The sequence below is a fragment of the Cronobacter sp. HA18006 genome (genome assembly GCF_011605445.1).
GTDB lineage: Bacteria > Pseudomonadota > Gammaproteobacteria > Enterobacterales > Enterobacteriaceae > Cronobacter > Cronobacter sakazakii.
The window spans coordinates 1,174,300-1,188,819 of sequence record NZ_JAANQB010000011.1 but is presented as its reverse complement, the minus strand read 5'-3'; the positions used below and the strand labels follow the sequence as shown (position 1 = coordinate 1,188,819).

Below are 14,520 nucleotides of genomic sequence, written 5' to 3'. Positions count from 1 at the left end.
CTCCCTTCGGGGAGGGCAGTAAAGCGCGAAACAACCACCGGTTTTGCGCTTTTCTCTTCCCATTAGCTTTTCCCGCCTCTGGCATGCTAGCTGCGTAATAGTAGCTGCGAGAATCGAATCGTGTCAGACGATAGCGACGACAAAACAGAAGCCCCCACACCCCACCGACGAGAAAAGGCGCGAGAAGAAGGGCAGATCCCCCGTTCCCGTGAACTGACCTCCATGCTGATGCTGCTGGTCGGCGTCGCGGTGATTTGGGTAGGTGGTTCGCTGCTGGCGCGTCAGCTGGCGGCCATGCTCTCTCACGGCCTCCATTTCGATCACAGCATTATTAACGACCCTAAACTTGTGGTCGGGCAGATCAGTTTTTTGATAAAGCAGGCGCTGATGGCGCTGGTTCCGCTGATTATGGGCGTGGTGATTGTGGCGCTGTTTGCCCCCATGCTGTTAGGTGGCCTGCTGTTTAACCCGAAAGCGGTGGCGTTTAAGCCAGAAAAACTGAACCCGCTGCCGGGCATCAAACGCATTTTTTCATCGCAGTCGCTGGCGGAGTTGCTGAAAGCCATTCTGAAGTCGGTCCTGGTGGGCATCGTGACGGGCTGTTTCCTCTGGTACAACTGGCCAGACATTATGCGTCTTATCAGCGAATCGCCGATAGCCGCCATGCGCAACGCCCTGAATCTGGTCGCGCTGTGCTGCATTCTTATCGTGATGGGCCTGGTGCCGATGGTGGGCTTTGACGTGTTCTGGCAGATAGTCAGCCACACCAAAAAATTACGCATGTCGCGCCAGGATATCCGCGATGAATTCAAGAACCAGGAAGGCGATCCGCACGTGAAAGGGCGCATTCGCCAGCAGCAGCGCGAAGCCGCCCGTCGCCGCATGATGGCGGACATACCGAAAGCCGACGTTATCGTCAACAACCCGACGCACTACTCGGTAGCGTTGCAGTATGACGAGAACAAGATGAGCGCCCCGAAAGTGGTGGCCAAAGGCGCAGGGCTGGTGGCGCTGCGTATTCGCGAAATTGGTAATGAACACCGCATTCCGATGCTGGAAGCGCCGCCGCTGGCGCGCGCGTTATACCGGCACGCGGAAATCGGTCAGCAGATCCCAGGACAGCTTTACGCTGCTGTCGCGGAAGTGCTGGCATGGGTATGGCAACTCAAGCGCTGGCGTCTGGCTGGCGGTTTGATTCCGAAGAAACCTGAAAACCTTCCGGTGCCTGAGGCGCTGGATTTTTTGAACGAGAAGGACACTGATGGCTAATCTGGTGGCAATGCTGCGCCTGCCTGGCAATTTGAAATCGACCCAATGGCAGATACTCGCCGGGCCGGTTATCATCCTGATGATCCTGTCGATGATGGTGCTGCCATTACCGGCCTTCATCCTGGATTTGCTGTTCACCTTTAACATCGCGCTTTCCATCATGGTGCTGCTGGTGGCGATGTTCACCCAGCGCACGCTGGAGTTCGCGGCGTTCCCGACCATTCTGCTGTTTACCACGTTGCTGCGTCTGGCGCTGAACATTGCGTCCACGCGTATCATTCTGATGGACGGCCACACGGGGGCGGCGGCGGCGGGGAAAGTGGTGGAGGCGTTCGGCCACTTCCTGGTCGGCGGCAACTTCGCCATCGGTATCGTGGTGTTCATCATTCTCGTCATCATTAACTTCATGGTTATCACCAAGGGTGCGGGGCGTATCGCGGAAGTGGGCGCGCGCTTTGTCCTTGACGGGATGCCAGGCAAACAGATGGCTATCGACGCCGACCTTAACGCCGGGCTTATCGGTGAAGAGGAAGCGAAAAAACGCCGTACTGAAGTGACCCAGGAAGCCGACTTTTACGGCTCGATGGACGGTGCGAGTAAGTTCGTGCGCGGTGACGCCGTCGCGGGCCTGCTGATTATGGCTATCAACATTATCGGCGGCCTGCTGGTGGGTGTGGTGCAGCACGGTATGCCGGTCGGCCAGGCGGCGGAGAGCTATACGCTTTTGACCATCGGTGACGGCCTGGTGGCCCAGATCCCGGCGCTGGTGATTTCGACCGCGGCGGGCGTTATCGTGACCCGCGTCGCCACCGATCAGGACGTTGGCGAGCAGATGGTCGGCCAGCTGTTCAATAACCCGCGCGTGATGGTGCTGAGCGCCGCCGTCCTCGGCCTGCTCGGTATGGTGCCGGGGATGCCTAACTTTGTGTTCCTGCTGTTTACCGCCGCGCTGCTGGGGCTCGCCTGGTGGATGCGCGGCCGCGAACAGCAGGCGCCTGCCGCGCCCGCGCCGGTTATCCAGCAGGATAATCCGCAGGCCGTGGAAGCGACCTGGAACGACGTGCAGCTGGAAGATTCGCTCGGGATGGAAGTGGGCTACCGCCTGATCCCGATGGTGGATATGCAGCAGGACGGCGAACTGCTGGGCCGCATCCGCAGTATCCGTAAGAAATTCGCGCAGGATCTCGGCTTCCTGCCGCCGGTGGTGCATATCCGCGACAACATGGATCTGCCGCCGGCCCGCTATCGCATTCTGATGAAAGGCGTGGAAATCGGCAGCGGCGAAGCCTATCCGGGCCGCTGGCTGGCGATTAACCCCGGCACCGCCGCAGGCTCTCTGCCGGGCGAGCCGACGGTCGATCCGGCGTTTGGTCTGGCCGCTATCTGGATTGAAAGCGCGCTGAAAGAGCAGGCGCAAATCCAGGGCTTTACGGTGGTTGAGGCCAGCACCGTGGTGGCAACGCACCTGAACCATCTGATCGCGCAATACTCCGCTGAGCTGTTTGGCCGTCAGGAAGCGCAGCAGCTTCTCGATCGCGTGAGCAAAGAGCTGCCGAAACTGACCGAAGATCTGGTGCCGGGCGTCGTGACGCTCACCACGCTGCATAAAGTGCTGCAAAACCTGCTTGCCGAGAAAGTGCCAATCCGCGATATGCGCACCATTCTGGAAACGCTTGCCGAGCACGCGCCGGTTCAGAACGATCCAAACGAACTGACCGCCGTGGTGCGTGTGGCGCTGGGCCGCGCGATTACCCAGCAGTGGTTCCCTGGCAACGACGAAGTGCAGGTGATTGGGCTTGATACGTCGCTTGAGCGTCTGCTGCTGCAGGCGTTGCAGGGCGGCGGTGGCCTGGAGCCTGGCCTTGCGGACCGTCTGCTTGAGCAGGCGCAAGAGGCGCTGTCGCGCCAGGAGATGCTCGGCGCGCCGCCGGTACTGCTGGTGAACCACGCGTTGCGTCCGTTGCTCGCGCGTTTCCTGCGCCGTAATCTGCCGCAGCTGGTGGTGCTCTCGAACCTTGAGTTGTCCGATAACCGCAATATCCGCATGACGTCCAGCATCGGAGGTAAATAATGCGCACGCGCTTGTTAATGGCGTTACTGACGCTGCCTGTGCTGGCGAACGCCGCAGGAGAGGGCGCCTGGCAGGCGAGCGCGATGGGGCCGGTAGTGAGCCAGCGCGGCATGGCGGCCTCGTCACCGCTGCTGGCACCGGATTCCCCACCGCCGCAGGGCGTGATGACGGTCGTCGTCTGGCGCTATGAGCTGGCAGGGCCGACGCCCGCAGGCATGGTGGCGCGGCTCTGCTCGCAGACCCGCTGTGTGGACGTGGACGACCAGACCGGCACCACGCGCGCCTTTACCAACGTTTCCGCCGCCGAGCCGCTGCGCTTTATCTTTGAAGTGCCGGGCGGCGGCAGGCTGTGGCCGGCGCTGGAAGTGCGCAGCAGCCAGGTCATCGTCAATTATCGTTAACCATCTTCTGTAACACGCGCCGCCGCGCGTTTTCTTTCTCCGGCCGCCCGATTTTTGGCAGCTGGCTCGCAGTTCTGAACTCCCGCTTTGAACACTTCGAAACGCTGTTTTATAAATCAGTGAAGCCGGTGGCGGCGCTCTTTGTATTTTTGCCAGTATTGCGTTTCAGGTGGCAGAAAAGGAAAGGTTTCCCACCCGCCATACTTTTACTTTAGCCCTGATAGCTCTGCGCCTGGCCGCAGGACTCCACATAAAAACACACAGGGTGACGGCGATGAAAACGCGTAAACTAGGACTGGCAAATTACCTTGCCTACGGGTCAGGAGACTTCCTCGGCGCAGGAACGACCGCCCTCACGGCAGCGTGGCTTCTCTATTTCTACACGACCTTCTGTGGCTTAAGCCCGATTGAGGCGACCTTCATTTTCGCGGCGGCGAGGGTCGCCGATGCCGTGGTCAGCCCGCTGATGGGCTTTCTTACTGACAACTTCGGCACCACCTGGCTCGGCCGCCGGTTTGGCCGCCGGAAATTCTTTATTCTGCTCGGCATTCCCTGCGTCTTTAGCTATTCGCTGATGTGGGTGGGCGATATGGGATTCTGGTACTACCTGCTCACCTACCTGCTGTTTGATATCGTCTACACCATGATTCTGGTGCCTTACGAGACGCTGGTGCCGGAAATGACCGACGATTTCAAACAGAAAACCAAATTCTCCGGCGCGCGTATTTCGATGGCCCAGATGTCCGCCATTCTGGCGTCGTTCCTGCCGGGCGTGCTGCTGACGCACTTCGGTAAAGACAATGCAGTCTCCTTCTTCTATGCAAGCCTGGTCTTCTCGGTGCTCTGCGCGATCATGCTGACGCTGGTGTGGATCTTCACCTGGGAGCGCCCGCGCGAAGAGTGGTCACAGGCCGCGCTGCGCGCCGAAGAAGAGAAGAAACACCTGACGCTCGGCCAGAGCCTGCGCCGTCTGGTGGTTGAACTCTCCTCCACGCTGCGTATCCGTATTTTCCGCCAGCATCTTGGCATGTATCTCGGCGGCTATATCGCCCAGGACGTCTTCAACGCGGTGTTTACTTACTACGTGGTGTTTGTGCTGATGCAGGAAGCGTCTGTCGCCTCTAATCTGCTCGGCACGATGGCGGTTTTCCAGTTTATCGCCGTTATCGCGATGATCCCGCTTTGCATCCGCTTCGGGCCTGCGCCGTCTTACCGCATGGTGGTGGTGCTGTTTGGCCTGAGCTCGCTCTCTTACGCGCTGCTCTATTACACCGGCATGAGCGATATCTATTCGTTGTTATTGCTGGTTTCCGCGCTGGCGGGCCTCGGGCGCGGCGGCATTAACTATGTGCCGTGGAATACTTATACCTATATCGCCGATGTCGATGAAGTGGTCACCGGGCAGCGCCGCGAGGGCATTTTCGCGGGCATTATGACGCTCACCCGTAAAGCCTCGCAGGCGGGCGCGGTGATGCTGGTGGGAATTGTGATGCAGATGTCCGGGTTTGTCTCCGGCCAGAGCACCCAGGCACCCGCGGTGAGCCATACCATTCTGACCATTTTAAGCGTCGGCACGATAGCCGTGCTGGCCTGCGGTTTCCTGATTTCCCTGCGCTTTAAGCTCAACCTGAAAACCCACAGCATCCTGCGTGAAGAGACCGCGAAGATGCGCGCCAGCGGCCGTGTGATGCCGGAGAGCATCAGCCCCGCGAACCGCGCGACGGTCGAGATGCTGGCGGGCATGCCTTATGAAAGCCTGTGGGGGAATAACAACATTGGCTATCTGAACCGCAATAAGCCAGCGGCACCCCCGCTGAAAACGGTGACTCCCGAATTTGATACGACACAGAGGTTAAGTTAATGATTGTCTGGCCCGTAAAACACAGCCCGCTGCTGCGTCAGCCGGAGCGCTTCATTGCCCGTGATGAACTCAAGGCGATGATCCACAAAATTACCGACAACCTGATCAACATTAAAGATGAAACCGGGCAGTTCCTCCTGCGCCTCGATGACGGGCGCGTGATTGACACCAAAGGCTGGGCAGGCTGGGAGTGGACGCACGGAGTAGGGCTGTACGGCATCTATCAATATTACCGCCAGACCGGTGATGAGCGGATGCGCGCGGTGATTGACGACTGGTTCGTGGCGCGCTTTGCCGAAGGCGCCACTACCAAAAACGTCAACACGATGGCCCCGTTCCTGACGCTGGCGTACCGCTATGAAGAGACGCGCGACCCCGCGCTGTTACCCTGGCTTGAAACCTGGGCCGAGTGGGCGATGTATGAGATGCCGCGCACCGACCAGGGCGGGATGCAGCACATCACGCTCGCCGAAGAGAATCATCAGCAGATGTGGGACGACACGCTGATGATGACGGTTCTGCCGCTCGCTAAAATCGGCAAGCTGCTCGGGCGTCAAGAGTATGTCGATGAGGCGATCTATCAGTTCCTGCTGCATGTGCAGAACCTGATGGACCGGAAAACCGGACTGTGGTTCCACGGCTGGAACTACGAAGGTTGCCATAATTTTGCGAACGCCCGCTGGGCGCGCGGCAATAGTTGGGTGACGATTGTTATCCCCGATTTTCTTGAGCTGATGGACTGGCCGGAGCAGCATCCGGTGCGCCGCTATCTGACGCAGGTGCTGGCGCGCCAGGCGGCGGCGCTGGCAGAGTGTCAGGATGAGAGCGGCTTGTGGCACACCCTTCTTGACGATCCCCGTTCCTACCTGGAGGCGTCCGCCACGGCCGGGTTCGCCTGCGGCCTGCTGAAGGCGGTGCGCAAGCGCTATATCGGCAAGGAGTACGGCCTGGTGGCGGAGAAGGCTATTAAAGGCGTGGTGGCGAACGTTTCGCCGCAGGGCGAGCTGTTGCAGGTATCGTTCGGCACCGGCATGGGAAGCGATCTCGACTTTTACCGGCAGATTCCGCTTACGTCGATGCCTTATGGCCAGGCAATGGCTATTCTGTGTCTGACGGAATACCTGCGCACTTATCTGTAACGATATGCGCCGCGTGCCAAATCCCGTCACGCGGCGTACATTTGATTGTTCTTACACTGCTTAAAATGTTTAATTCCGCACCGTCCCGCTCATCACGCTTATCGTATTAGCCGGAAAGCATTTAAGCTATTAGTATTAGCTTATTTATACAGTATGCCTCTTGTTATGGCTCTGATAATATTAATACCGCGCTTATCCAGCTAATATTATATTTTCAATATTAAATTCCTCCAAAAAAGTAATTCATTGTATCTTGTTTCTTTGTTGTCAGTCTTTAAAATGCCAGCCGCACTGCCATTATTGTTGGTTTATTTTTTACAGTAACAATAACCAGGTAAATCCAGCAATGTCGCTGCTATGACGCCGTGATTCTTTGCTATGCGCAAAGAGTATTATTTCGGATGTATTTTATAAATGCATTACGCGACATGTCGTTCTGTCGCCTTAATGTCTCTAAGGTATTAATCAGACATGAAGGTACGGTTTCGTCTGGCTACGCGGTTGCACAATTGATAATGCATTCGCATATCTGCCTGAATTCCGGAGTGCTGCCGGCAGGGATCACCGATCTGCGAAGCCGTTAATTCTGATGGATCATATAAATGAACCACTATCCTTTACCCCCACGGCCGGACGCTCAGATTAATGCGCTGATTAACGCCTTTCATTGTCACGGTACGATTAAAGAATATCCGCGCGGCTCGTGCCTGGCGCAAAATGAAGAGTCTGTAAATATTCTGTTGTCAGGCAGCCTTGCTCTGACGCGGGATTGGGATAATCTCATTTTCTTTGAAACGAATCGACCGAATATTTTTGGTATTTCATTGCAACCTAATAATGCCCGGTTTGAACATTTTCGGTTAATAATAAAAGAAGACAGTCTTGTAAAAAGGATCAGTCGTGCTGATTTTCTTGCTGTTATTGAAGAGCAAAAACTCTGGAAGGAACTGAGCCACGTTATCTCTTTTTATTATCATGTTCTGCTCTGGAAAAATTACCATTTCTACGCCGCCGATTCGTATATGCTGGTGCGGAAATCACTCATTACGCTTGGCGAAATGCCGCTGGAGTCGCGCATCAATATAAACGCAAGCCAGTACATTACCAGTACCACCAATTTATCAAAAAGCTATGTGATGAAAGTCATTCAGGAGTTACGCAAAGGCGGGTATATCGAAATCCAGCGTGGCCGTTTGATCACCATCGGCAAGCTCCCGCAAAAATATTAAGCCGCCAGAGAATGCCAATAAAAAGGCCCGTCAGTGACGGGCCTTTTTTATGCCTGAGCGCAGCGTTTACATACGTTCGACGGTTTCGATGCCAAGCGTATCCAGACCGAGCTTCAGCGTTTTCGCGGTCAGCAGCGCCAGCTTCAGGCGGCTCTGGCGCAGCGCGTCGGTTTCAGCGGTGAGAATAGGGCAGTGCTCGTAGAAGCCGGAGAACAGACCCGCCAGATCGTAGAGATACGCGCACATAACGTGCGGCGTACCGTCACGAGCCACCACGCCCAGCGTCTCTTCGAACTGCAACAGGCGCGCGGCGAGCTGCGCTTCGCGGGCGTCCTGAATCACCACCGGTGCCGTCAGTTCGCTCTCTTTAACGCCCGCTTTGCGGAACACCGACAGCACGCGGGTATAGGCGTACTGCATATACGGCGCAGTGTTGCCCTCAAAGGCCAGCATGTTATCCCAGTCGAAAATGTAATCGGTGGTGCGGCTCTTTGAGAGATCCGCATATTTCACCGCGCCGATGCCGACGGCGTTCGCCAGTTTTTCCAGCTCGTCGGCCGGCATATCCGGGTTTTTGCCGGCAACCAGGCGACGCGCGCGATCCAGCGCTTCGTCCAGCAGTTCGGAAAGCTTAATGGTGCCGCCCGCGCGGGTTTTAAACGGTTTGCCATCTTTACCAAGCATCATGCCGAACATGTGGTGTTCCAGCGGGACGGATTCCGGCACGTAGCCCGCTTTACGCACGATGGTCCACGCCTGCATCAGATGCTGGTGCTGACGGGAGTCGATGTAGTAGAGCACGCGGTCGGCATGCAGCGTTTCGTAGCGGTACTTCGCGCAGGCGATATCGGTTGTGGTGTAGAGGTAGCCGCCATCCTTTTTCTGGATGATGACGCCCATCGGCTCGCCTTCTTTATTTTTGAACTCGTCCAGGAAGACCACGGTAGCGCCTTCGCTCTCCACCGCCAGACCTTTGGCTTTCAGATCGGCGACAATGCCAGGCAGCATCGGGTTGTAAAGGCTCTCACCCATCACGTCGTCGCGCGTCAGGGTGACATTAAGACGCTGATAGGTTATCTGATTCTGCGTCATGGTGATGTCAACGAGCTTGCGCCACATCTCGCGGCAATATTCATCGCCGCCCTGCAGTTTCACCACGTAGCTGCGCGCGCGCTCGGCGAACGCTTCATCTTCGTCGTAATGCTTTTTGGCTTCGCGATAGAACCCTTCGAGATCCGAGAGCGCCATCTCGCCGGCATTTTCCTGCTGCTGTTTCTCAAGATAAGCAATCAGCATACCGAACTGGGTGCCCCAGTCGCCGACGTGGTTGGCGCGAATAACTTTGTGGCCGAGAAACTCAAGGGTACGAACGGACGCATCGCCGATAATGGTGGAGCGAACGTGGCCCACGTGCATCTCTTTAGCAACGTTTGGTGCAGAGTAATCCACCACGATGGTCTGCGGCGCGCTGACTTTTTCCACGCCCGCGCGATCGGAGGCGACAGCCGCCTCGATGTTTTTCGCAAGGAATGCCGGGTCGAGGAAAATATTGATAAAGCCAGGGCCTGCGATTTCGGTCTTCGCGGCGATCCCGGTGAGATCCAGATGGGCCAGTGCCTGCTCGGCGAATTGTCGCGGCGGCATGCCCAGTTTTTTCGCGATAGCCATCACGCCGTTAGCCTGATAGTCGCCGAACTGCGCTTTGGCTGACTGACGAACCTGCGGTTCGCAATCCGCAGGCGCACCTGCGGCAATCAGCGCCTGACTGACTTTTTCTGAGAGAAGAGCCTGAATATTCACCGGGATACCTTACGTTAATAACGCTGCCAGTCGAAGGCGGCAGCGTGCGGTCTTAAGAAAAAAGAGGGCAAAAGTATACTGCATTTAGGCGGCGGCGTCAGCACCGGCGGGCAGGGTGGTACGTGCTGGAGCGCGGGCTTCAAACAGGGTAGATTAGCGCCTTTGTCACCGTACGGGAAAAGCCAATGACCCACTGGCACACACCAGAAGAACTCCAGGATATCCGCGCCGATCTGCCGCGTTTTGAAGCGGCGTTACAGACGCTCGCCGGGCGTCTCGCGCTCGATATAAACGGCCTGCACGCCGATCATATTTCGCTGCGCTGCCACCAGAACGCCACCGCCGAGCGCTGGCGTAAAGGGTTTGAGCAGTGCGGCACGCTGCTTAGCGAAAATATCATTAATGGTCGCCCCATCTGCCTTTTTCGCCTTGATGAGCCGGTCTGCGTTGGGCCGTGGCGCTTTACGATTGTCGAACTGCCGTGGCCTGGCGAAAAACGCTACCCGCATGAAGGCTGGGAACATATTGAAATCGTGCTGCCCGGCGCGCCGGAATCGCTCAACCAGCGCGCGCTGGCGATGCTGGGCGACGAAGGGCTGATGGCACCGGATATTTCGGTGAAGACCAGTTCACCTGCAGGTGAGCATGAGCGGTTGCCGAACCCGACGCTCGCCGTCACCGACCGCATCGTCACCATCAAATTCCATCCGTATTCCATCGAAGAGATCGTCGCAAGCGAGCAGCAGTAACGGTTCGCTGTCACACACGGGGCCAGACTGGCGCAAAGTCTGGCCCCTTTTTTTGTCTATAGTATTCAGGGGACCATTTCCCGCACGCCCCCGCATGAAGAGTAAGGAGAGACCCGACGCCTGTTTTCGACCCGATGGGAGAGACTCATGCAACAAACCGTAAAACGTACCGATCTCTGGATTAACCGTGATGAGCCGGGGCTGCGCCGCTCCCTGCTTATCCATCGCTCCGCCGAGGAGCTGTTTGATTTATGGCGCGCGCCGTCCACCCTGCCACGCATCATGGGACATTTCGCCCACATCACCATTCTCAGCAACACCGCGTCCCACTGGGCCGTGCGAATGCCGCTTGGCAAAACCGTTGAGTGGGATGCCTATATCACCGATGAAGAGCGCGGCCACTACATCAGCTGGGCATCTGAGAAAAAGGCCACCGTGCCTAACGCCGGCAGGCTGACGTTTCGTCATATCTCCGAGGAGCGCGGCACGGAAGTGACGCTTTCGCTGCACTTCGATCCGCCCGGCGGCTTTTTTGGCGAGTGGTTGTCGAAAAAAATCGATCTGGTGCCGGAGGCGATGCTGAGCCAGGCGCTGCGGCGTTTTAAAAGCCTCGCCGAGACGGGCGAAATTGCGACCAATAAACCGCAACCGGCGGGCCGTCACGACGGTATGGACAAGGTGGAGGAATAACCGATGCGAGCACTCTGCTGGAACGGCGTCAACGATCTACGCGTGGAGACCGTGGGCGATCCGACTATCGTTAATCCGCATGATGTCATCCTTAAAGTGGGCCTGACCACGACCTGCGGCTCCGATTTACACGTCATCGACGGACTTATTCCGAGCATGGAAGAGGGCGATATCCTCGGCCATGAATTTATGGGCGAAGTGGTGGAAGTGGGCCCGGAGGTCAAAAACATCCGCCGCGGCGACCGCGTCGTGGTGCCGTCGTTTATCTCGTGCGGCTCCTGCTGGTACTGCAATCACGGCCTGACTTCGTGTTGCGATAACACCAACCCGAACGCGCATCTGCAGGAAAAAATCCTCGGCTACCCGACGGCAGGAATTTACGCCTACAGCCATGCGTTCGGCGGCTATGCCGGGTCGCACGCCGAATATGTGCGTGTGCCGTTCGCCGATAACGACTGCTTTATCGTGCCGGAAAATGTCTCTGACGAGCAGGCGCTGTTTCTCTCGGACGCCGCGCCGACAGGCTATATGGGCGCGGATTTTTGCAATATTCACCCCGGCGACACGGTGGCGGTATGGGGCTGCGGCGGTGTCGGGCTGATGGCGGCCCAAAGCGCGTACCTGCTGGGCGCTGAAAGAGTCATTGCCATTGACCGTTTCCCGGAGCGGCTGGCGATGGCGCGCGACGTTGTGGGCGCTATTCCGCTGGATTACACGAACGTGGATATTTACGAAGCGTTGCTTGAGATAACCGGCGGGCGTGGCCCGGACAGCTGCATTGACGCGGTCGGGATGGAGGCGCACGGCGAAGGGCTGGAATATGCCTATGACCGCACCAAACAGGCGCTCAAGATGCACACTGATATTGGTGCCGCGCTGCGTCAGGCGATCCGCGCCTGCCGTAAAGGCGGCACGCTCGCCATTCTCGGCGTTTACGGCATGATGGATAAATTCCCGCTCGGCGTGGCGATGAATAAAGGCTTAACCATTCGCACCGCCCAGCAGCACGGCCAGGCCTATATGAAACGCCTGCTGGATCACGCCTCCCGCGGCGAACTGCGCACCGATTTCCTCGCCACGCACCGCTTCTCGCTGGAAGACGCGCCGCGTGGCTATGAAATGTTTAAAAACAAAGAGGACGGCTGCGTGCGGGCGGTGTTTAAGCCCTGACGTTCGCCGCACTGATCGCCTGTGTCAGACGCGCAATGGCCGTCTCCAGCGTGGCGGCGGTACAGCCGAAGTTAATCCGCACGTGTTGCGGCGCGCCGAAATCCGCGCCGGGGGAGAAACCGAGCCCCTGGCGCTTAAAGAAGCGCGTCGGGTTCTCAACGCCAAGCCCGGACGCATCCACCCACGCCAGATACGTCGCCTCCGGCACTACCATCTCAAGCCCCGGCAGCCCGCTAATGGCGGCGTATAGCCGGTCGCGGTTGCGGCGCAGATACGCAATTTGGTCAGTAAGCCACGGCTCACCGCCGCGCCATGCCGCTTCGGCGGCCGTCAGCGCCAGTACGTCCACATGCGGCACAATGCCTTCACGCGCGGCGCAAAAACGCTGGCGCAGCGCGGCATCCGGGATCACCGCCACCGACGCGCCAAGCCCGGCGATATTAAACGTTTTCGACGGCGACATCAGCGTGATGGAGCGCCGCGCGGCGTCCTCGCTGAGCGAGGCGAACGGGATATGCTGCACGCCGGGCGTGAGGATCAGATCGCAGTGGATTTCATCAGAACAGACGATAAGGTCATGCTCCTGCGCAAACGCGAGCTGCGCTTCGAGTTCGTCACGGCGGTATGCGGTGCCGCCAGGATTTTGCGGGTTACAGAGCATCAGGAGCTTTTCGCGCCCGGTAAGCTGCGGGCGCAGGCTTTCCAGATCCAGCACCAGTCGTTCGCCGCGCGGCTGCAACGGCGCGTTAAGTTGCGCGCGTCCGGCAAGGGCGGCGGATTTGCGAAACGGAGGGTAAATCGGCGTGGGCGCAAGCGTGGTTTCTTCCGGCGAGGTAAACGCGCGCACCGAGAGATTCAGCCCCGCCACAATCCCTGGCAAAAAGACCAGCCACTCCGGTTCAACGCGCCACTGGTAGCGACGCTGGCACCATTCAATAAAGGCTTCAGCCAGCCCCTGCGGATGCGCGCCGTAGCCAAACACGCCGTGCTGCACGCGCGCTATCAGCGCATCCGTAATACAGGCGGGCGAGCGAAAATCGGTGTCGGCCACCCACATCGGCAATACCGATTCGTCATGGGCGTTCCACTTAATGCTGTCGCTGTGACGGCGGTTGATCTCTTCGTCGAAATTGAATGCCATGATACGTTGTCCTGCGGCTAAGGGGTTTTCAGACTAAGACGTTTGCCCACAGCTGACCACTACTTTCATTTACAGGGAGTTACCCATGGCGTTACTGGAAATCTGCTGTTACAGCCAGGCCTGCGCAATGACCGCACAGGCGGCGGGCGCTGACCGCATTGAGCTGTGTTCGGCGGTTAACGAGGGCGGCCTGACGCCGTCAGCGGGCGTGCTCAAAGGCGTGCGTGCGCAGATAACGATCCCCGTTCATCCTATCGTGCGTCCGCGCGGCGGCGATTTTTGCTACAACGAGAGCGAGTTTGCGGCAATGCTGGACGATATCGCGTTTATCCGTGAACTGGGCTTTCCGGGGCTTGTGACCGGCGTGCTGAATGAGGACGGCGGGGTGGATCTGGCCCGAATGCATAAAATAATGCGCGCTGCCGACGGCATGGCGGTGACATTTCATCGCGCCTTCGACATGTGCGCCAGCCCATTGAAAGCGCTGGAAGAATTAACCGATCTCGGCGTGGCGCGCATTCTCACTTCCGGCCAGCAGGCGAGCGCGGCAAAAGGAATTTCATTAATTACGGAACTAAAACAGAAATCCCGTGCTCCAATCATTATGGCCGGTGCAGGGGTACGGCTTAGCAACCTCAACCTGTTCCTGGCGCAGGGGATAGACGAGCTACACAGCTCGGCGGGCATCCATGTAGCCTCTCCCATGCGTTATCGCAATACCGGCGTCTCGATGTCCTCGGACGCAAGCGTTGACGAATATTCCCGTTACCAGGTGGATGGCGACGCGGTAGCCGCCATGAAGGCGGCTCTTACGTCAGTGCAATGATTTTTGCCCTCAGTTTTTACCGCGCATCATGTCGCCCAATATGATGCTTGCTCGTACCAGGCCCCGGTCTTTTGCCGGGGCTTTTTTTATGCCCACGCGCTCCTACCAAATCTGGTCACTGTCTTGTCTTTACCGGGCCGCTCAGAGAAGATGCCACGCATCGTCAGCGTCTTT

Annotated in this window: 12 protein-coding genes; 10 read left to right on the top strand and 2 right to left on the bottom strand. The window is 57.9% G+C overall.

Annotation, left to right across the window (positions count from 1 at the left end):
- The first annotated feature begins 120 nt into the window (after window positions 1-120).
- The 6 genes from flhB (at window position 121) to G9X48_RS07340 (ending at window position 7,970) form a co-directional block, all read left to right on the top strand.
- Window positions 121-1,269, top strand: coding sequence for a flagellar biosynthesis protein FlhB (gene flhB, locus G9X48_RS07365; protein WP_015386598.1), 1,149 nt, complete (start codon window positions 121-123; stop codon window positions 1,267-1,269).
- A complete protein-coding gene (flhA, locus tag G9X48_RS07360) occupies window positions 1,262-3,340 on the top strand; it encodes a flagellar biosynthesis protein FlhA (RefSeq protein ID WP_004387398.1) in 2,079 nt (692 codons plus the stop codon). Before flhB ends, flhA begins: the two co-directional genes overlap by 8 nt.
- Window positions 3,340-3,741 (top strand): flagellar protein FlhE, encoded by a 402-nt coding sequence (locus G9X48_RS07355; protein WP_097641386.1) that lies wholly within the window; start codon window positions 3,340-3,342, stop codon window positions 3,739-3,741. Before flhA ends, G9X48_RS07355 begins: the two co-directional genes overlap by 1 nt.
- 274 nt (window positions 3,742-4,015) lie before the next feature.
- Complete coding sequence (locus G9X48_RS07350) at window positions 4,016-5,602, top strand: MFS transporter (protein ID WP_097641387.1); 1,587 nt, start codon at window positions 4,016-4,018, stop codon at window positions 5,600-5,602.
- Complete coding sequence (locus tag G9X48_RS07345; RefSeq protein WP_097641388.1) at window positions 5,602-6,741, top strand: glycoside hydrolase family 88 protein; 1,140 nt, start codon at window positions 5,602-5,604, stop codon at window positions 6,739-6,741. The genes G9X48_RS07350 and G9X48_RS07345 overlap by 1 nt, the downstream gene beginning before the upstream one ends.
- Before the next feature lie 602 nt (window positions 6,742-7,343).
- The gene (locus G9X48_RS07340; RefSeq protein ID WP_007900760.1) at window positions 7,344-7,970 is read left to right on the top strand and encodes a helix-turn-helix domain-containing protein; all 627 of its coding nucleotides are present in this window, start codon (window positions 7,344-7,346) and stop codon (window positions 7,968-7,970) included.
- A gap of 66 nt (window positions 7,971-8,036) precedes the next feature.
- Here the strand turns inward: G9X48_RS07340 and argS are convergent, their stop codons facing one another.
- Window positions 8,037-9,770, bottom strand: coding sequence for an arginine--tRNA ligase (gene argS / locus G9X48_RS07335; protein WP_097641389.1), 1,734 nt, complete (start codon window positions 9,768-9,770; stop codon window positions 8,037-8,039).
- Window positions 9,771-9,955: 185 nt separating this feature from the next.
- Between argS and G9X48_RS07330 the strand changes: the two genes are divergently transcribed.
- The 3 genes from G9X48_RS07330 (at window position 9,956) to G9X48_RS07320 (ending at window position 12,379) form a co-directional block, all read left to right on the top strand.
- A complete protein-coding gene (locus G9X48_RS07330; protein WP_097641390.1) occupies window positions 9,956-10,519 on the top strand; it encodes a VOC family protein in 564 nt (187 codons plus the stop codon).
- Window positions 10,520-10,666: 147 nt separating this feature from the next.
- Complete coding sequence (locus G9X48_RS07325) at window positions 10,667-11,209, top strand: SRPBCC family protein (RefSeq protein WP_004387404.1); 543 nt, start codon at window positions 10,667-10,669, stop codon at window positions 11,207-11,209.
- A gap of 3 nt (window positions 11,210-11,212) precedes the next feature.
- Complete coding sequence (locus G9X48_RS07320) at window positions 11,213-12,379, top strand: zinc-dependent alcohol dehydrogenase (RefSeq protein ID WP_063264508.1); 1,167 nt, start codon at window positions 11,213-11,215, stop codon at window positions 12,377-12,379.
- Here the strand turns inward: G9X48_RS07320 and G9X48_RS07315 are convergent.
- A complete protein-coding gene (locus G9X48_RS07315; protein WP_097641391.1) occupies window positions 12,369-13,520 on the bottom strand; it encodes a PatB family C-S lyase in 1,152 nt (383 codons plus the stop codon). The genes G9X48_RS07320 and G9X48_RS07315 overlap by 11 nt on opposite strands.
- A gap of 85 nt (window positions 13,521-13,605) precedes the next feature.
- Between G9X48_RS07315 and cutC the strand changes: the two genes are divergently transcribed.
- On the top strand, window positions 13,606-14,346 hold the full coding sequence (gene cutC, locus G9X48_RS07310) for a copper homeostasis protein CutC (protein ID WP_054625160.1): 741 nt from the start codon (window positions 13,606-13,608) through the stop codon (window positions 14,344-14,346).
- Window positions 14,347-14,520: the final 174 nt, after the last annotated feature.